Annotated in this window: 16 protein-coding genes; 9 read left to right on the top strand and 7 right to left on the bottom strand. The window is 65.6% G+C overall.

Features of this window, described 5'->3' with window-relative positions; translation table 11 throughout:
- Position 1: 1 nt before the first annotated feature.
- A complete protein-coding gene (locus tag ACLE20_RS11320) occupies positions 2–490 on the bottom strand; it encodes a MarR family winged helix-turn-helix transcriptional regulator (RefSeq protein ID WP_410940387.1) in 489 nt (162 codons plus the stop codon).
- Between the two features lie 171 nt (positions 491–661).
- Here ACLE20_RS11320 and ACLE20_RS11315 point away from each other — a divergent pair, with 171 nt between their 5' ends.
- From ACLE20_RS11315 to ACLE20_RS11305, 3 genes are read left to right on the top strand one after another with little or no spacing between them, the layout of a single operon-like run.
- Complete coding sequence (locus ACLE20_RS11315; protein WP_410940386.1) at positions 662–2,455, top strand: YbhB/YbcL family Raf kinase inhibitor-like protein; 1,794 nt, start codon at positions 662–664, stop codon at positions 2,453–2,455.
- 30 nt (positions 2,456–2,485) lie between these two features.
- Positions 2,486–3,526 carry an alpha/beta hydrolase fold domain-containing protein gene (locus ACLE20_RS11310; protein ID WP_410940385.1) on the top strand — a complete coding sequence of 347 codons (1,041 nt, stop codon included), beginning with the start codon at positions 2,486–2,488 and terminating at the stop codon, positions 3,524–3,526.
- Between the two features lie 23 nt (positions 3,527–3,549).
- Positions 3,550–4,101, top strand: a complete 552-nt coding sequence (locus tag ACLE20_RS11305) for a DUF4142 domain-containing protein (protein WP_410940384.1) — start codon at positions 3,550–3,552, stop codon at positions 4,099–4,101.
- 70 nt (positions 4,102–4,171) lie between these two features.
- Here the strand turns inward: ACLE20_RS11305 and ACLE20_RS11300 are convergent, their stop codons facing one another.
- The 3 genes from ACLE20_RS11300 to ACLE20_RS11290 form a co-directional block, all read right to left on the bottom strand.
- Positions 4,172–5,452 carry a Gfo/Idh/MocA family protein gene (locus tag ACLE20_RS11300; protein WP_410940383.1) on the bottom strand — a complete coding sequence of 427 codons (1,281 nt, stop codon included), beginning with the start codon at positions 5,450–5,452 and terminating at the stop codon, positions 4,172–4,174.
- A 151-nt stretch (positions 5,453–5,603) separates the two neighbouring features.
- Positions 5,604–6,653, bottom strand: a complete 1,050-nt coding sequence (gene uvsE, locus ACLE20_RS11295; protein ID WP_410940382.1) for a UV DNA damage repair endonuclease UvsE — start codon at positions 6,651–6,653, stop codon at positions 5,604–5,606.
- Positions 6,653–7,717: a phosphoesterase gene (locus tag ACLE20_RS11290; protein ID WP_410940518.1), complete on the bottom strand. Its 1,065-nt coding sequence runs from the start codon at positions 7,715–7,717 to the stop codon at positions 6,653–6,655. The genes uvsE and ACLE20_RS11290 overlap by 1 nt, the downstream gene beginning before the upstream one ends.
- Before the next feature lie 195 nt (positions 7,718–7,912).
- Between ACLE20_RS11290 and ACLE20_RS11285 the strand changes: the two genes are divergently transcribed.
- Complete coding sequence (locus tag ACLE20_RS11285; RefSeq protein WP_410940381.1) at positions 7,913–10,087, top strand: putative bifunctional diguanylate cyclase/phosphodiesterase; 2,175 nt, start codon at positions 7,913–7,915, stop codon at positions 10,085–10,087.
- A gap of 30 nt (positions 10,088–10,117) precedes the next feature.
- Here ACLE20_RS11285 and ACLE20_RS11280 read toward each other — a convergent pair whose 3' ends face one another.
- Together ACLE20_RS11280 and ACLE20_RS11275 are read right to left on the bottom strand one after the other, a co-directional pair.
- Complete coding sequence (locus ACLE20_RS11280) at positions 10,118–10,816, bottom strand: BA14K family protein (RefSeq protein ID WP_410940380.1); 699 nt, start codon at positions 10,814–10,816, stop codon at positions 10,118–10,120.
- Positions 10,817–11,067: 251 nt separating this feature from the next.
- Complete coding sequence (locus ACLE20_RS11275) at positions 11,068–11,478, bottom strand: hypothetical protein (protein ID WP_410940379.1); 411 nt, start codon at positions 11,476–11,478, stop codon at positions 11,068–11,070.
- Between the two features lie 71 nt (positions 11,479–11,549).
- Between ACLE20_RS11275 and ACLE20_RS11270 the strand changes: the two genes are divergently transcribed.
- From ACLE20_RS11270 to ACLE20_RS11250, 5 genes are all read left to right on the top strand, one after another.
- Complete coding sequence (locus tag ACLE20_RS11270; RefSeq protein ID WP_410940378.1) at positions 11,550–12,170, top strand: TetR/AcrR family transcriptional regulator; 621 nt, start codon at positions 11,550–11,552, stop codon at positions 12,168–12,170.
- Positions 12,171–12,266: 96 nt separating this feature from the next.
- Positions 12,267–12,593, top strand: coding sequence for a hypothetical protein (locus ACLE20_RS11265; protein WP_410940377.1), 327 nt, complete (start codon positions 12,267–12,269; stop codon positions 12,591–12,593).
- Between the two features lie 134 nt (positions 12,594–12,727).
- Positions 12,728–12,892 (top strand): hypothetical protein, encoded by a 165-nt coding sequence (locus ACLE20_RS11260; RefSeq protein WP_410940376.1) that lies wholly within the window; start codon positions 12,728–12,730, stop codon positions 12,890–12,892.
- 213 nt (positions 12,893–13,105) lie between these two features.
- Complete coding sequence (locus ACLE20_RS11255) at positions 13,106–13,498, top strand: hypothetical protein (protein WP_410940375.1); 393 nt, start codon at positions 13,106–13,108, stop codon at positions 13,496–13,498.
- A 308-nt stretch (positions 13,499–13,806) separates the two neighbouring features.
- Complete coding sequence (locus tag ACLE20_RS11250) at positions 13,807–15,966, top strand: putative bifunctional diguanylate cyclase/phosphodiesterase (RefSeq protein ID WP_410940374.1); 2,160 nt, start codon at positions 13,807–13,809, stop codon at positions 15,964–15,966.
- A gap of 87 nt (positions 15,967–16,053) precedes the next feature.
- Here ACLE20_RS11250 and infB read toward each other — a convergent pair whose 3' ends face one another.
- A complete protein-coding gene (gene infB, locus ACLE20_RS11245; protein ID WP_410940373.1) occupies positions 16,054–18,720 on the bottom strand; it encodes a translation initiation factor IF-2 in 2,667 nt (888 codons plus the stop codon).
- Between the last annotated feature and the right edge of the window lie 13 nt (positions 18,721–18,733).

Here is an 18,733-nt window from a genome sequence, read left to right as displayed (position 1 = left end):
ATCATTCCTTTTCAGAAGCGAAGGGGGAAACGGGCACGGCGTCCAGCGCCTGCGTCACGATCTCGGTCATCTCGCCGAGAACGGAGAGGGCGACGGACAGGCGCTCGGCGCCGATCCGCTCAAGCACCCGGGCGTCGATCGGTCCGGCCGCGCGCTCGGCCGTCTCCAGCGCCTGGCGGCCGGCATCGGTCAGAACGACCAGCTTGGCGCGCCGATGGTGCGGATTGGGCTCGAGCGTCACATGGCCATGGTCGACGAGAAGATCGACGACGCGCTGCACGCCCTGGCGCGTCAGCCCCATCGCCCGAGCGATCTCGGAGACGGACAGCGGCGTCGGCGCATAGCCGAGCGCGCCAAGCACCTGCCACCAGGCAGTGGTGAGCCCGGCCGGGCGGACGATGTGATTGCCCATGTCGACCAGTCGTCCATTCGCCTCGAAGATGGCAATGACCAAGGCACGGACAGGCGGAAGCGGATCTGGCGTTTTCATGGTGGGAGATCTGGAACATGACAACATGTTGTCAAGTTCGTTTGCGAATCTTTTCTCTTGCTCCGAGACGAGGTGAGGCAGGCGCGACTGTCGCCTCGCGGGCCAGTTGCATGAGCGAGGAACAAACCACGGACCACTTACTTAACCCGGTCATCACGGAGGCTCCCGCACATGAAATCCGCTTTGCCCAGCGCCCTGTCACTGCTCGCCCTTCTCTCTGCGCATCAGGCAGCGCACGCCCAGCAGGGCGATGGCACCGAGGTGCAGATCACCACCAATGTCTTCAAGCCCAACAAGGTGCTGCCGACCAGCGAGCGGATCGGTGCGCTGAAGCTGCCGGACGGCTTCAGCGTCGCGCCCTTCGCGCAGGGGCTCGGCAATGCCCGCATTGTCGCTGTTTCCGATGAGGGATTCGTCTATGTCAGCCGCCGGGAAGAAGGCGACGTTCTACTGCTGAAGGACGAGGATGGGGATGGCAAGGCGGACGGCCCGCCGGTGACGGTCGCCAACCGCGCCCAGGCCCATGGTCTCGCCATCAAGGACAAGACGCTCTACCTCGCGACCGTCAAGGAGGTGTTCAGCGCCGAGATCAAGCCGGACGGCACGCTCGGGCCGCTGACCATGATCATCGGCAATCTGCCGGATTCCGGCCAGCATCCGAACCGGACCCTCGCCTTCGGCCCGGACGGCATGCTCTATATTTCCGTCGGCTCGACCTGCAATGCCTGCAACGAGAGCAACCCCGAAAACGCCACGCTGCTGCGCGCCACGCCCGATGGGAAGAGCCGCACCATTTTCGCCTCCGGCCTGCGCAACACGATCGGCTTCGACTGGAATCCTGAGACCGGCGCGCTCTGGGGTCTCGATCACGGCATCGACCTGCTCGGCGACGAGGTGCAGCCGGAGGAGCTGAACCGGATCGAGCGCGGCAAGCAATATGGCTGGCCGCATGTCTATGGCGCTGGCGACATCTATCCGCAGTCCACCCCGATCGGCGGCGTGACGAAGCAGCAATGGCGCGATCAGAGCGAGCCTATGGTGATCGGCTATACTGCCCACGCAGCGCCGATGCAGATGGCCTTCCTCAAGGGCGGCAGCTTCCCGGACGACTATGCGGGCGATGCCTTCGCCACCATGCGCGGCTCCTGGAACCGCAATCCGGCCTCCGGATACGAGGTGGTGCGCATCCATTTCGAGAAGGGTGAGCCGAAGTCGATGGAGCCCTTCCTGACCGGCTTCCTCACCGATGGTGGCAAGACGCATTTCGCCCGCCCCGTCGGCCTGGCCTTCGCCAAGGATGGTGCGCTTCTCGTCAGCGACGACACCAACGGCGTCCTCTATCGCATCGCCTATCAGGGATCGGCCGTTAAGGCTCAAGCGACAGGCCCGGTGCCGGCAGAAGCGATGACCGCGCAGGGAAAGAAGGGCTTCGACGTGCCGCTTGCCCTTGCCCGTCCGGAAACGGAGGCGAAGGGCACCCTTACCGTCTCCTCCACCGCCTTCGAGGCGAATGGCGATATTCCGCTTCGCCATAGCGAATATGCCGATGGCGTCTCGCCGCCGCTGCGCTGGGACCGCCAGCCCAGTGCGGTCTCCTACGCGATCATCATGGAGGATCCGGATTCAAAGCCGGCCAAGCCTTTCGTGCACTGGCTTGCCTGGAACATTCCGGCCAGCGTCACCAGCCTGCCTGAGGGGCTCCAGGAGCAGCTGCGCCTGCGCGCACCCGAAGGTGTGCTTCAGGGCCGCAACACGGCGGGAACGCACGGCTATTACGGCCCGAAGCCGCTCGCCGGCGATCCTGCCCATGCCTATCACGTCCAGGTGCTGGCGCTCGACACGATGATCGACCTGCCGCCGACCGCCGATCGCGACCAGCTTCTCTCAGCCCTCTCCGGCCATGTCGTGGCCAAGGGCGAACTCGTTGGCCTCTACGCCCAGACCGTCCAACCGCCGAAGCCGTAACGCTCTCCTCCCCCCGACAAAGGACCGATCATGATTCGCCCTCTCTCCCTCCTACACGCCACGGGACTAGCCCTGACGCTGCTCGTTCCCGTGTCGGCGCACAGCCAGGACGCCAAGCCCGATCCGCAGATGCAGGCGGTCCTGGACCGGCTGGTGTCCTTGCAGGCCAAGCCCTTCCACACGCTCTCCGTTCCAGAGGCCCGCACCCAGGCAAGCCCGGCCGATGCCGCGCTCGCCGTCCAGCGCGAGAAGGGTATCTCTCCCGATCCCGAGGCAAAGGTCGCAACCCGCGACATCGCCATTCCGACCGCTGGCGGCGCCCTGCCCGCCCGCGTCTATCTGCCGGAGGGCAAGGGCCCCTTCCCCGTCATCCTCTATTTCCATGGCGGTGGTTGGGTCGTGGCCGATCTCAATACCTATGACGCCACCCCGCGCGCGCTGTCTCTCGGCTCCAAGGCGCTGGTCGTTTCGGTGGATTATCATCATGCGCCGGAAGCGAAGTTTCCTGCCCAGCACGAGGATGCCTGGGCCGCCTATCTCTGGACGGTCGAGAACATCCACACGCTGAACGGCGATGCCAAGCGCATTGCCGTTGCCGGCGAGAGCGCGGGTGGCAATCTGGCGGCCAATGTCGCGTTGATGGCCAAGGAGAGGAAGACGACCGAGCCGGTTCACCAGCTTCTCGTCTACCCGATCGCCGGCCGCGATGTGGACACGCCATCCTATCGCGCCAACGCCAATGCCGCGCCGCTCGGCAAGGCCGATATGGAATGGTTCATCGGCCATGTCTTCGTCTCGAAGGACCAGACCGCCGATCCGCGCATCGACCTCGTCTCCCGCAAGGACCTCGATGGCCTGCCGGCGGCGACCGTGATCACCGCCGAGATCGACCCGCTGCGCTCGGAGGGCCAGGCGCTGGCCGAGAAGATGCGGGCCGCCGGGGTCACGGTCAATCTGATCGATGTGACCGGCGTCACCCACGAGTTCTTTGGCATGGCCAAGGTGGTCGACAAAGCCAAGAGCGCCGTTGACGCGGCCAATGCCGATCTCGTCAAGGCGTTTGCCAAATGATCTTCCCATCAAGGACAGAGACGATGACCCTTTCCACCCTCGTCAAGGCCGCCAGCCTGACCCTCGCCGTCGCTCTTGCGGCACCGCCCGCGTTTGCCGAAGCGGTGATGGCCAAGCCTGCCGGCGATGCCGTGCCGATCATGACCATCGACCGCGCGACCTTCCTCAAGGTTCTGGCAAGCGCCAATGAGTTCGAGATCCAGTCGAGCAAGATCGCTCTGGAGAAGAGCCAATCGACGCCGCTGAAGCAGGCGGCGGAGATGATCATCGCCGATCATACCAAGGCAGCCGACAAGCTGAAGGCGACGCTGACTGGCAAGGGTGTGGCTGTACCGCCCCCGACGCTTTCGCCCAAGCACAGCCTGATGATCGACCAGTTGAAGGCTGCCGATGCCAAGGCTTTTGACCGTCTTTACCTCGACATGCAGGCGCAAGCGCATCTGGAGGCGGTCGCGCTGTTCCGCACCTATGCCGGCAGCGGCGACGACCAGGAGCTGGTGGGCTTTACCCGAGAGACCCTGCCGAGCCTCGAGACCCATCTCGCCCATGTCACCAAGCTGATCGCCGGCTCTTGATATCGCGAAAGGGGCCAGCCCTTGTTGAGAGCTGGCCCCTTTTCATCTTGCATCACGCAGCCTTGGCCGCTCACTTCATCATCACGGTTGCAGGCGGACCGCGGAAGGCGTCGCGCCCATCGACCGGCGCGAGCCGCACCGGAGCGCCAGTGGCGGCGGCTTGATAGATGGCCTCCATCAGCACATGATCCTGAACACCCTCCTCGCCAGGGGTCCGCGGGCGGCGATCATCGAGAATGCAGCTTGCCATATGGTCGATCTCGGCGGCGAACTGGTTCGGTGCCTGCAGGCTGACATCCGCCTTCTCGGTCGATTCGCCCTCGCGGCTGGTGATCACCAGCGACTGTCCCTCATAGCTATAGGCATTCGGCATGTCGGCCACGGCGGTGGCGAAGTTCAGCCGCTGGTGCTTGTCATCGCGCGCGCCATAGCTCGTCAGGCAATTGACGAGGACATTGGACGGAAAGCGTAGCGTAAAGGACATGGTCTCCTCGACCTCGGCAAATCGCGGATCGCCCGGCGGACTATAGACGCTGGCCATGATCTCCACCGGCTCCTCGCCGGTCAGGAAGCGCGCCGTGTTCAGACAGTAGAGGCCGATATCGGGCAGGGCCCCGCCGCCGGACATCGCCTTCTTGTGCCGCCACTGTTTCTCGCCATCCTCGGCCACTGTCTGCACATTGGTGGACGACATGCCGACCAGCCGGCCGAAGCGATTGCTGCGGGTCCATTCCGCGAGGCGCAGATTGTAGCCCTCATACTGGATGCGGTAGGCGATCATCAGCTTCACCGCCGCCCGTTCGCAGGCCTCGACCATCTTTCGCGCTTCCGCCGAACTGACCGACATCGGTTTCTCGCAAAGCACATGCTTGCCGGCGGCCGCCGCGCGTTCGGTGAATTCGCGATGCATCGCGTTCGGCAGAACGATGTAGACCGCCTCGATCGCCGGATTGTCCTTGATCGTGTCGAAGGTCTCGTAGCTGTAGCAGGCAGCGGGATCGATCCCATATTGCTGGGCGACCGCCTTCAGCTTCTCCGGCGTGCCGGAGACCAGTGCCACCACCTTGGCCTTCATGCACTGGGAAAAAGCCGGCAGCAATTGTTCGAGCGTAAGGCGCCCGAGCCCGACGAGCGCGAAGCCGACGCGCTCCTCCGGCGGCAGCGGAGCGGGCGTCGGGGGCGACGGCGTATCGGCCGGCGAGCGCCAGGCGTCGAACTTGACCTTGCCTTCCTCCACCCGGCCAACATCGACGTCGGAGGGGGCGGGGTAGGTATCAGCCGACGCACGCCCGGCAACGAGCAGGCCAGCGGCGCCGGCGCTGCTCAGTTTCAACAAATTGCGTCGATCCAACGTCGGTGTCCTCGCCATGGCATCATCCCTTTCGCTTCTGTCCGGCTTAACCGCCTGCATGGTTTCCCGTTCGAGGGGTCGGCTGATCGGGCGTCACGATTGCGTGACCTTCAAAGCGTTGAATGGAGATTTTCTCGAGAGACGATCCCACTCACGCTCCGGCACCTTCGTCCACCTCGTCGAGCACCGCATCTTCCTCTGCCTCGAGTGCATCGACCTCCGAGGCCTCGAGCCCGAAGCGGGCGGCCACATCGGGGGCATAGCGCAAGAGATCGGGCCGCAGGCGCAACAAAGCGAGATCCTTGGCCTTGGCCTCCAGCATCACATCGAAATCGAGCCCCTCGGCCACGCGCATGAAGGTCGCGAATTCGAACGGATTGACGAAATCGGCATGGCCGGTAAAGACCGGCGCGACATGGCGCACCGTTTTCTTGCGGGTGGCCTTGTCAATGCGGATCTGCTCGCGCAGCTCGGTGCGTGGCGAGGAGAAGTGGATTTTCGGCTGCTGGTCTTCCGGCCAGGTGGCAAGCACGGCCTGCAGCGTCTCGCGAAGATCCGCGCGCTCGGGATTGAGGCACCAGAAGTGCTGATAGTCGAAAATCAGCCGCACGCCGGTCTCGGCATGGATCCACAAGACGTCGGCGGCCGAAAAGCGCAGATCGTCATGCTCGAGCACCAGGCGTCGGCGCACCGGCTCGGGCAGCGTCTGCCAGGTTTGCGCCCAGCGCGCCCGGCTCGAGGGAATGTCACCATAGGTGCCGCCGACATGAATGACCATCACCGCTTCCGGCCCGAGCTCCATGAGATCCAGCATCTCGGCCTGCGACACGAGGTCCGCAATGCTCTTTTGGACAAGCACCGGATCGGGGCTGTTCAGCACCACGAATTGCGACGGATGAAAGGATAGCCGGATATCGAGCGCCTTTGCCTTCTCGCCGATGGCACGCAGCTCTGCCGCACTTTCGCGCACCATGCCGTGAAAGGCGGGAAGATCGGGATGCGTGGCATAGGGGGCGAGATCGGACGACATGCGGTACATGCGAATGTCGTGCCTCTGCAGATGGTCGAGGATCTGATCGACATAGCCGAGCGAGACCTTCAAATGCGGCTGGCTGGCATGGCGGCGCGTGTCGTTGCTCTTCAGGTCGTCGCGAGCCATGACCTTGACCGGAAAACCGAGCCGCGAGAGTCGTGCCGTCATCAGATTGTATCCTCGTTTGCATGCATGGACTCCCCGAAGCCGAGCCGATCGACGAACAGGTTCCAGTCGGCGTGGCGCAGCGCACCGCCGGAGGCGGCGCGGTGGCCCTTTCCATACTGCTCGTCGGCGCCTGGCGGCCGCACGTGCTCCAGAAACTCCAGAACATCGGCGCCGCGCGGCGCGCGGGCGGCAAAGTGCACCCAGCCTGGCCGGTAGCCGGTGTTGGCGGCGATCACGATGTCGCTGCGCAGCCGGCCGGTCCAGCTTTGGGCGATCAGCGGATGGATCTGGCAGGGAGAGGAGAAGCGGATGAGCGCCACCGGCCCGACGATCTTCGGCGGCGCCTTGCGCGCGTCCTCCACCGCGCGGCGCACCTCGTCGCGCGCAGCAAGCAGGCGTTCGGTTTCGGGAAAGCGGCCGTCGAGCACGGCCTTCGGTCCGTCCGCCTTCATCAGCAGGTCGAAGGCGGGCATTGCGTCGCCGCTGGCCGAACGACGCGGCGCATTGATGAGGGCTGCCGCCTTGCGCAGCGCCGTGATGCCGAGCGCACGGGCGGCCTCCATTTCCGCAAAGCCACTCCCCTCCGCCATGTCGCCGATCAGGCCGATGGCCGCCAGCCAGAGAAATGGCGCGGGATCGAGAATCGTGGCCGCGCAGCGATAGGCGAGCAGGCTGGAAGTGGGGATCGGATCGTCGGCGATGCCGCTGATGACCGTCGCGGACGTGGGGTAGCCAGTCGGTTCGTGATGATCGACGAGAATGACCGGCAGCGAGCCAACGGAGAGTGCGGAGGACACGCCGAGATCGGCGATGATGAGGCCGGTTATTTCGCCGGAGTCGTGACGCGCCTGAACCTCCGTGGCGAAGGCCGGCGAGAAGGCGTTCTCTCCCTTGCCGACGATCCGCATGGCGGGTGTCTGCCCCCTCGCCGTCGCCGTCTTCACCAGGATCACACCAGCGGAAAGCCCATCGGCATCATTGTGGAAGGCGACGAGAGGACGGGGCCCGAGGCGCGGAAGCGCTTCGGCGAAGAGGGCGGGCCGTGCAATGGCGGAGGGAGGCATCTGGGTCACGCGGCGACAACGCCTTCAGGCCGGCTTTGATCCAGATGAGTCTGCGTCGGAGCGCGCTGTCCGGTCTGCGCCCGCCCTTACTCCGTGCGAAACCGAACTTTACCGCCGCGTAACCATCTCTTTTTCCCAAGCCTTTAAGCAGCGTTAGCTATCACTGACCGAGTTGAAGAACAGGATCATCCGAGAATGAAGACGCTGCAGGCACAATGGGTTCTCCGATGGGCGCTGCCGGCCGCGCTCGCGCTGATCATCTGCGGCCTGTTGTTTGCTGCCTTAAGCTGGGCCGCCGAGAAGGCGGACGATGTGGCTACGGCGCGCCAGCGCGATCTGGTCACGCTGACAGTGTCCAAGCTGCAAGGCGCGATCGCCCATGACCAGGAAAGCGCCACGGTCTGGGACGATGCGGTGCGCCATACCGCAGCCCGCGATCTCGAATGGATGGACGGCAATCTCGGCACGTGGATGCACACCTATTTCGGCCATGATGCTGCAATCGTGCTCGATGCCGCGGCGCGGCCGATCTACAGTTTCATGGCCACGGATGAGGGCGTGCCCAGCGCGACGGACTTCGAGCGGGCCTATGCGCCGCTCGCCGCAAGGCTGCAGGCCCGACTGGCCGCCGGCGATACGGGCGGGACGAGCGACCGCATCCTCTCGATCGGCGAGGCTGACCTGACATGGGTCGGCGACCGACCGGCCATCGTCAGTGTCAAGCCGATCGTCTCCGATTCCGGCGCGGTCGAACAGGCGCCAGGCAGCGAGGCGCTGCATGTCGCCGTCCGCTTCCTCGATCGCGATCTGCCGGCCGAGATCGGCAGGGAATATGTATTCGACGCGCTGCGCTTCAGCGCCGAGGGCACGCAGGATCCCCGCTTTTCCCTCGTGCCGCTGCGCTCGGCCGCGGGCGCGACTATCGGCTATTTTCAATGGAAGCCGTTCCGTCCGGGCCATGTCGTGCTCGAGGCGACATCCGTGGCGCTCGGCTTGATGCTGGTGGCGATCTTCACCGGCTCCAGCCTCGCCGGCACCGCCCTGTGGCGCCGCTCGGTGCGACTTGCCGCCAGCCAGGACGCGCTGCGCCATCAGGCCTCGCATGACAGCCTGACCGGCCTTGCCAACCGTGCCTGGTTCGCCGAGCAGCTGAGCGAGCGCCTGAAGACCGCGCCGGCCGATGCGGCGCATGGCGTGCTGTTCGTCGATCTCGACCATTTCAAGGAGGTGAATGACAGCTTCGGCCATCCGGTCGGCGACCGGCTGATTACCCTGGCGGCCGAGCGTATGACCCGGCTCCTCCCGGATGCCTTGGTGGCGCGCATCGGCGGCGACGAGTTCACCATCCTGCTCAATCCGGAAAGCGTCGGCCGGGCAGAAGAAATCGCCGAGGCGATCGTCAAGGTTCTCAAGCAGCCGTTCGAGATCGATGCGGCGCATGTGGTGGTCGGCGCCAGCGTCGGCGTGGCGGTGGCAAACGGGATCTGCGATCCGGTCGAGCTGACCCGGCGCGCCGATATCGCGCTCTACCATGCCAAGGCCGCGGGCCGGAACGCCTATGCGATCTTCGGCACCCATATGGACGCACTGCTGCGCAAGCGCCGCAGCCTGGAGCAGGAGCTGCGCGAGGCAGTCACCGCGCGAACGCCGATCGAGGTGGTCTATCAGCCGGTCTTTGCCGCCGATGGCAGCGGTCCGATCTCGCTCGAAGCGCTGGTTCGCTGGAACCATCCGAGCGAGGGTCCGATCAGCCCCGCCGTCTTCATCCCGCTTGCCGAGGAAACCGGGCTGATTCATGAGATCGGGGCGATCGTGATCGAGGAGGCCTGCAGCATGCTGGCCGAGCTGCCGGGCATGACGCTCTCGATCAACGCCTCCTCGATCGAGCTCCAAACCGCGTCCTATCCGCTCAAGGTCCTGACGGCGCTGGCGCGCTGGGGCCTGCAGGCCGCGCGCCTGGAAATCGAGCTGACCGAAAGCGTCGTCGTCGCCGACAAGGCGCAGCTCGCTCGCTCGATCAGGCTTCTGCGCGAGGCGGGCGTGACGATCGCCATCGATGATTTCGGCACCGGCTACTCGACCTTCTCGCGTGTCCAGAGCTTCGAGATCGACCGCATCAAGATCGACAAGTCTTTCATCGACGATATGAACCAGGAAAACAGCCGCGCGCTGGTCGCCGCCATGATCCATATGGCGCAGGCCAAGGGTCTAAAGATCACGGCAGAAGGGGTGGAGACCGCCGAGCAGCAGCAAGCCCTTCAAGGCCTCGGCTGCGACCATCTCCAAGGCTTCCACCTTTCGCGGCCGCTGTCCCGCGCGGCACTCCGCTCGCTGGTCCTCGGCGCGTCCGCCGGGGCGCAAGCGAGCTAGAGACCGCGAAGCACGGCGAAAAAACCTTGCTCAGTCCAGCTGGCAGGGCCGGCGTTCTCCGCTGAAAGCGCGGTAGCTGTTGTCTTCCACCCGGTAGGAGGCATAGCGGGCACTGCAGCGCCGGATATGGTCGTCGGAAGGGCCGATATCGCCGACGAAGCCGTCTGCCTCGGACCCGTCGGACATGTTGATGGCCATGACTTCGCCGCCCTCGTCCGAGGCGGCGGGCAACGGACCGGAATCGGCCTGCTGCTGGAACGGCGAGACACAGCTGCGACGGCTGCCGCTGTAGGACCGATAGCTGTTGTCGCTTGGATCGTAGGAGCGATAGCGCCGCTCGCACCAGGCAAGATGATCCGGATTCAGCATCGGCTGCTGACCATAGTCCGCGTTGCTGTCCGGCCCGTTCGGCGCGATGGCGCCGGTGGCCTCCCGATCGATGCCGGGGTCCGAACCGAGCGGCGCATCGGCTTCCGTAAGCAGCGAGTCCTGGCCGGACGTCTCCTCGACCGGCGTCGGCTTGGGGAAGGTCAGAGCCGCGACGCGCTCGAGCTTCTGGGCGCCGGGTTCGACGACCTTGGGGCTCGATGTCCACAGATCGGAAATGTCGGCGCTTGCCAGCACCTGCGTTGCCGGCCGCGCCATCAGCGCCGTTGCACTGAAGAAACCGGCGGCAAACACGGCGGCCGAGGTGTAGATGGCCGCGGAAACCCACAACAACGTTCTCATTTGCCCAATCCTGCTTGCTGGCGCCTGTCCTGACGGCGCGACTTCCCTGTCTTCCTGATCCGGCTGAGGTCTTCGGAGAACGCACGACGTGCCGCGAGCCGGAGATGGCTGCGCAACGTGCTGCCCGGCAGGAAGGTTCCGCAAGAGGGGGGCGTGTGCTGACGATCTTGGACCGCCACGACACCGAGACGCCGTTGCGGTCGCGAGATGCCGATCGCGTGGACCTGCTTCGTGAGCCGGATAGGCCCTGCTCAGCCGGCACGTGTGGCGAGGAAGCGCCACTTGGCGACAGCGGCCTGACGGTGCGGTTCGGCCTCCGTCAGATAGCGTGGATCCTCGATCATGCCGATCAGGTCGGCAAGGCGCTGGTAGCGGACCAGCACAATGTCATCCCAGTCCTCTTCCGAACCGCCGCCGAATGTCGCCGTCCGTCGCCCCGCATGGACCAGCTCGGCAACGACGCCACGTTCGGCCGCGATCGCCTGAAACGCGCCGGCATAGCCCTCGTAATAGGCGGCACGGGCATCCGCCCGCGCGCCAGCAAAGCCTTGCGCGTAGAGTGGCTGCTTACGGAACCAGAGGAGGTTGACCATCGTCACGGAGCTTTCGCCAAGCTCGAGCGACTGAGAGCGCAGCCATACGGCAACGTCATTGTGAGACATGTTTTACCACCTGACATTTTTCGTTATTTTGTCAGTTCTTGACGTTTTCTCCTGATTTGTCAAGGTGAGACATGGCTTCCCGATCTGACAAAGAACAGGCAGCGCTCGCCGCTGCCGAGCGTGTCTTCACCCGCTACGGCTTTGTCCGAACGACGATGGGTGACATCGCCGCCGAAGCGGCCATGTCGCGTCCGGCGCTCTACCTCCTGTTCGCCGACAAGGAGGCGATCTTTGCTGCGGTCATTGCGCAGATGGATCAGCGCGCGATCGCCGACATCCGCACGCAGATTGCACTCCTCCCTAGCCGGCGCGAGCGCCTGCACCAGGCCTGCGGCGATTGGGGCTCGCACGGCGTGGCCCTGGCGGCGGCTTATCCGGATTCGGCCGATCTCTTCGATCTTCGCTTCGCCGCGGTCCGGCAGGCCTACGCGCATTTCCAGGCGCTGCTGGTCGAAATCCTCGGGGACACGGACGCAACGGCCCTCTCCTCTCCGCCAGACGAGATCGCTCGCAGCCTGACTTACGGCATGCGCGGCCTGCGCGAAACGGCGCGCGACGTGGACGAGATGCGCCGGCTGATCCGGCTGCATGTCGATGCCTATGCCTGGGCGCTCGATGCCAAGGTCGGCGGGAATGGCTCGGTTCGAGCGGTATCCGAGCGGCGGAGCGGCGCTTTGAAGCCGGCGTCCTGACGGACCGTCGATCGCTGGGGACGCGCGGCGCCGTCGCAGCCCTTGCCTTTGGCCGTTGCAGGGCCAGATCCCGAGCGACAAGAGGAGGAAGGCTGCATGAACACCGTGAACGAGCTGATCGTGGCGCTGGTGACCGGGTCCAACGAGGCAAGCCGCCTGGCGCCTTCGGACGTGACGCGCATGCTGGATCTTGCGGCGGTCATGGTGCGGCAGCTGACGCAGGACGGCGGCGAAAGTGCCGAAGGTTCGGTGGCACAGGCCATCGCAGCCGATGCGGCGCGCGCCGATTCGATGAACGCCGAGGCCTGGCAGGCGGCGCTGCGCCATGCGGCGCAACAGCTGCGCCATCTCCAGCCGGACGTCGAACCCGACCGCGCCCTCCCCGCCCATCGTCCCGACGGCGGCGATGGCGGCAACTACTAGTCTGTCTCGCAGCCCCAGGATCGCATGACAAACCACAAGCGTCACCGCTTCGAGGCATGCGTCGCCGTGAGCAACTCTCCTGGCCGGAACAAGCCAGGCCTTTGCCGGTTCCCCTGCAAGAAGAGGAACAAGCCATGACCGACACGAGCCCGGAACGCACCACGCCTGAGCAGGATCAGGGGAAGAAACAGACGACCGACACGGCGGGCGGCAGCCAGCAGCAGCGGTCCGACGCGCCCAAGGCAACGCCGACGGCCGACCCCAATGTCGATCCCGCCAACGATTGGCCGGCTGCCTGACATCGAAGCCGGGCACCGGTCTCATTGAGCGTCTCGAAGACGGATGTAGACCATCGGTTCATTCGGCTCTTCGCCTGCCGGTGGCCATCGCGCTGCGTGGAGAACGATAGCAGGACATAGCTGCACAGTTGTCGCAGCCGGGAACCGGCCTCCGGTCAGCTGGTTAAGCCTCTGTCGAACGGACCCTTCGTTCGACCGCATGGAGGATCCATCATGATCAAGATGACACTGACAGCCGCAGCGCTGTCTCTCGCGCTCGCCGGCTCGGTTCTGGCCCAGGCAGGTGGCGGCTCGGGCGGCTCGGGCGGCGGTGGCTCGACCGGCGGCGGCGCCTCATCGGGCACAAGCGGTGAGGCCGGCGGGACCGGCACGAGCGGCGGTAGCGGCGGTACGAGCACGGATGGCGGAACGAGCGGCGGCGGCACCACGACCGGCGGAGCTACGGGCACCGGAACCACCGGCGGCGCCGATACATCGACCGGCGGCACTGCGGGCAGCTCGACCAACTGCGCACCCGGCACGGCTGGCACCACCTCATCCGGCTCCACTGCGACCGGCGGCACCAGCTCCGGCGGTACGACAACCGGCGCAACGCCGGCCTGCTAAGCGGCCCCCCGGTTCAAGACGCTGCGGTGGATGCCTTCGGCACCCACCGTGCCTCCCTCCATACGCCAATCTCCCACCTCTGCGACGCTCCCCCCAGCCTCAGTCCATGGCTACAGCTCGCTGTCTCCACGCTGCGACATCGCGCGAGACGTGCGTGACGTCGAAGCCCTGCGATTTCCAGGACGCCTTCCTATCGCCATTCTTTTTTAGTCTTTCTCGATATACTCTGCATGCGGTGGTGGAGCGATCAGGTAAGACGGCATTTCAGGCGCAGGCAATCGAAGACACTTTTGGCGACCGGTTCATCCATGAGACGTGGCACACTCTCAGACTCTGCGGCTCAGATCTTCCAGGTCGTGAAGGTTACCCTGTTCTTCCTCATCTTCGCCCTCAGCCTGACGGCGCTGATGACGCATGTCGTGCGGACGATGATTGCCTCGGCCGACGAGATCGACGACAGGCACGCGGTCCAGACCGTTGCCTCGGCCATCAACAGTCTCAAGTCCAGCCTGGCCGCGACGCTCGAAGACAATGCCGTCTGGGATGAGGCCTATGCGAGCGTAACCGGCCCCAAGAGCGACAGCTGGATCTTCGACAACTGGGTCAAGCAGGGCGAACCTCTTTCTCTCTATGAGGGCTGCCTGGTCTCCGCCCCCGAAGGCCGCCTCATCGCCGCCTATTTTCGCCAGGAGACCTTCGAGCCGGAGGCGCTGTTGGGGCCGGATTATCGGGCTCTCATGACGGCCGCGGCCGCACTGGGCGACACGCTCGAGCTTGGGATACTCAGCCATGAGGGACGGGTGTTCCTCGTCGGCGCCCATGCGATCCGGCCCTTTTCGGCGGAGACGCAGCCGGGTCGCTCTCCGGTCCTGATGCTGGTGCGGGAGTTGACGCCACAGCTGGTGCAGAAGATCGGCGACGAGCACGATGTGAACCATCTGCGCTGGGAGCCGGAGTCGGCGAGGGATAGCGTATCGCTCGCCATTCCAGGCTCTTATGGGAGGACCGTCGCGCGTCTCGCCTGGGAGCGGCGCCACCCGGGCACGACGATCTATGCCGAAGTGCGACCCTTCGTGCTGGGCGCGGTTGCGCTGCTTCTGTTCTTTCTCGGAAGCATTCTCATCTTCGGCGCTCTCGCCATTCGTCGCCTCCAAGCTGCCGCCCGTGCCTCGCGCCTCGAAGCAACCCATGATGCCCTGAGCGGACTGATGAATCGCAAGGGTCTGATGCAGCTCCTGACGCAGATCACGGCAGAAGTGAACCAAACGACGGTCCACACGCTGCACCTTCTGGATCTCGACGGGTTCAAGGCAGTCAACGATGCCTGGGGGCATGCGGTCGGCGACGCGCTGATCGTAAAGGTTGGCGCCGCCCTGGCGCGGCTCGATGCGAGCACGATCGGTGCCGCGCGCCTCGGCGGCGACGAGTTTGCGCTTCTTGAGCGGGGCCCGGTCAACCCAGTGCTGATCGAGGAGCTTCTGTCGCTGTTCCGCCGACCCTTCCTGATCGACGGACGGCCGATCGAGGTCGGTGCCAGCATCGGTTCGGCCACGGCCGATGGATCGACCACACCCTCCGAACTCCTGCGCCGCGCCGATATGGCGCTTTACCGCGCCAAGGAGACGGGCCGCAATCGAGCTGTTGCCTATGACGCGACGCTCGACGGCGAACAGCTGCAACTTGCGGCGATCGAGGACGCGCTGCGCCAAGCCATCGACAGCGGCGCGGTGACGCTTGAGTTCCAGCCGCTCGTTTCCGCCGCCGATGGAGCCGTGGCTGGCGTTGAGGCTCTGGCGCGATGGGCGGGGCCAACCGGCCCGATCTCCCCGGAAGTCTTCATTCCCCTGGCGGAGAAAGCAGGGCTGATCGAGGCACTCGGCCGCCGCTTGTTGCACCTTGCGCTCAACCACGCTCGGCGCTGGCCGACCCTCGGCCTGTCGGTCAACATCTCGCCGCTGCAGCTCTGTCGCCCGGGCTTTGCCGAGATGGTCGTAGGCCTTCTGGAGGCGACGTCCTTCGACCCGGGCCGGCTGACCTTCGAGGTGACGGAAGCCGTGTTTGGCGCTAAGGTCGAACAGGCGCGCAAGACGATGGAAAGACTGCGGGCCGTGGGCATCCGTTTCGCCCTGGACGATTTCGGCAGCGGCTATACCAGCATCGATGCCTTGCGGCGCTTCGGCTTCGAACGCGTTAAGCTCGATCGCTCGTTCATTGCCGCGGCCGATGCGGAAGGCAACGGGGCGCAGGTGTTGAGCGCGACGATCAGCCTCGCTGCAGCTCTCAATCTGCCTGTTACGGCCGAAGGAGTGGAAATGCCGCATCAGGCGGTTGCGCTTCGCTTAGCCGGCTGCGACCAGCTGCAGGGCTTTCTCATGGGCCCGCCGCAAACGCCGGAGCAGATCGATCGCCTTGTTGCAGCAAGCACGGGCATCGACGCCAACGGGCGGGAAAGCCGGATAATCGGCTGACTGTGGCTGGAACGCCGTCGGGGCGGCATCGCCCGACAGGAAGACGGGCGCCAGGGGCACCCGTCTTCGAAGCAGACTGTCGATCGCTTAAAGCGTCCGCGTGACGTGCTCCACGCGGAAGCACTCGATTGTGTCGCCGGCGCGGATGTCTTCGTAGTTCTCGAAGGCCATGCCGCATTCCTGGCCGACATTGACTTCCGAGACCTCGTCCTTGAAGCGCTTGAGCGTCTTGAGCTTGCCTTCGTGGATGACGACGTTATCGCGCACCAGGCGAACACCGACGCCACGCTCCACCTTGCCCTCGGTGACGCGGCAACCCGCGACCTTGCCGACCTTGGTGATGTTGAACACCTCCAGGATCTCGGCATTGCCGAGGAAGGTCTCGCGCCGTTCCGGCGAGAGCAGGCCCGACATGGCGGCCTTCACGTCGTCCGTCAGGTCGTAGATGATGTTGTAGTAGCGGATCTCGATCCCTGCCCGTTCGGCTGCCTGACGCGCCTGCGCATTGGCACGCACGTTGAAGCCGATGATGGCGGCGTTCGAGGCTTCCGCCAGCGAGACGTCGGACTCGGTGATCGCACCGGCGCCCGAATGGACGATGCGGGTGCGCACCTCGTCGGTGCCGAGCTTGTCCAGCGCGCCGGCAATGGCTTCGATCGAGCCCTGCACGTCGCCCTTGATGACCAGCGGGAACTCCTTCATCCCCGAGGTCTGCAGCTGCGTCATCATCTGTTCCAGCGAACCGCGCTGGCCGGAATGACGGGCAGCGGCCTTGTCGCGGGCCAGACGCTGGCGATATTCGGAAATCTCGCGGGCGCGGCTTTCGTTTTCGACGACCGCGAACCGGTCGCCCGCAGCCGGCGTGCCGGAAAGACCCAGCACCTCGACCGGCATGGCCGGACCCGCTTCCTTCACATGCTCGCCCTTGTCGTTGACCAGCGCACGCACGCGGCCCCACTGATCGCCGGCGACGATGATCTGGCCAGGCCTCAGCGTGCCCGTCTGGACGAGAACGGTTGCAACCGAACCGCGGCCGCGGTCGAGCTCGGCTTCCACCACGGTGCCCTCGGCCGTTCGGTTCGGATTGGCCTTGAGGTCGAGGATTTCCGCCTGGAGCAGGATCGCTTCGAGCAGCTTGTCGAGATTGGTCTTGTTCTTGGCCGAAACCTCGACGTCGAGCACTTCGCCGCCCATGGATTCGACGAAGACCTCGTGCTGCAGAAGCTGCGTGCGGACCTTCTGCGGATCGGCCGACGGCTTGTCCACCTTGTTGATCGCCACGATGATCGGCACATTGGCCGCCTTGGCGTGGTTGATGGATTCGATCGTCTGCGGCATCACGCTGTCATCGGCGGCGACCACCAGGATGGCGATGTCGGTCGCCTGCGCACCGCGGGCACGCATGGCCGTAAAGGCGGCGTGGCCGGGCGTGTCGATGAAGGTGATCTTGTGACCGTTCTGCTCGACCTGATAGGCACCGATATGCTGGGTGATGCCACCCGCTTCGCCGGCGACCACGTTGGCGTGGCGAATGGCGTCGAGCAGCGAGGTCTTGCCGTGGTCGACGTGACCCATGATGGTGACGACCGGCGGGCGCGAGACGAGCTCGCCTTCCTGGTCCTTGACGTTGAAGATGCCTTCTTCGACGTCGGACTCGGAGACGCGCTTGACCGTATGGCCGAATTCGCTGGCGATGAGCTCGGCCAGGTCGGCGTCGATGACGTCGCCGGGCTTCATCATCTGGCCTTCCTTCATCAGGAACTTGATGACGTCGACCGCGCGTTCGGACATGCGCTGCGACAGTTCCTGGATGGTGATCGTCTCGGGCAGGACGACCTCGCGCATGACCTTCTCGCGCGTCTCCTGCATCTGGCTACGGCGGAACTTCTCCTGCCGGCGGCGCATGGAGGCGAGCGAGCGGCCGCGGGCGCCGGCCTCGTCGTCGAGTGCGGCGGTGAGGGTCAGCTTGCCCTTGCGACGTTCCTCATCGGTCTTTGGACGGGCCGGAACCTTGGCGGGCTCGGGACGAACAACCTTGCCGCGCGCAGGCGCAGCGCCCGGGCGGGCCGGACGGTCATCCTCATCAGCGCCGGTGCGGCGGCCGCGAACCGGCGCCGGAGCGGCCGGTGCTGCCGGAGCGGCGGGACGCGCGGCCGGGCGATCCTCGCCCGCGCGGCGCGCGACGACGGGGGCTGCGGCTTCCGCAACCGTCTCGACTTCCGGCTCGGGCTCGACGACCTTCGGGCGGGCCGCTTCTTCGGCGGCGCGGCGAGCCTCTTCTTCGGCCTCGCGCTTCAGCCGTTCGGCTTCCTCGGCCTGGCGGCGCGCTTCGGCTGCAGCTCGGGCCTTGGCTTCCTCGGCATCGCGGATCTGCGCTTCGGCGAGCGCGCGGCGGCGGGCATCGATCTCGCCCGGCGACAGCTGGTTCAGCACGACGCCGGTGCGCGGACGATTGGTATCCGGGCGGGCCGACTGGCCAGTCGGCTGCTGCGGACGCGGCGGCTGCGGCCGCGCGACCTGCTGTGGCATGACGCGCGTTTCCGGCTGGCGCGGCTGCGGCGAGGCGATCGGCGTGACCGGCTTCTCGTCTTCAGGGCGCGTCGTACGGCGCTTGCGGGTTTCCACCACGACAGCCTTGGTGCGGCCGCGGCCCATGTCCTGGCGGACAGTGCCCTGGCTCACGCCGGAGGGGCGAAGCGACAACGTCTTCTTGCCGGCTCCGCTCAGGGTCTTGTCGTCATTGTTATCGGTCATTCCGTTCCGTTCC

The organism is Rhizobium sp. YIM 134829 (assembly GCF_046546455.1).
This window is presented reverse-complemented; position numbering and strand designations above follow the sequence as displayed.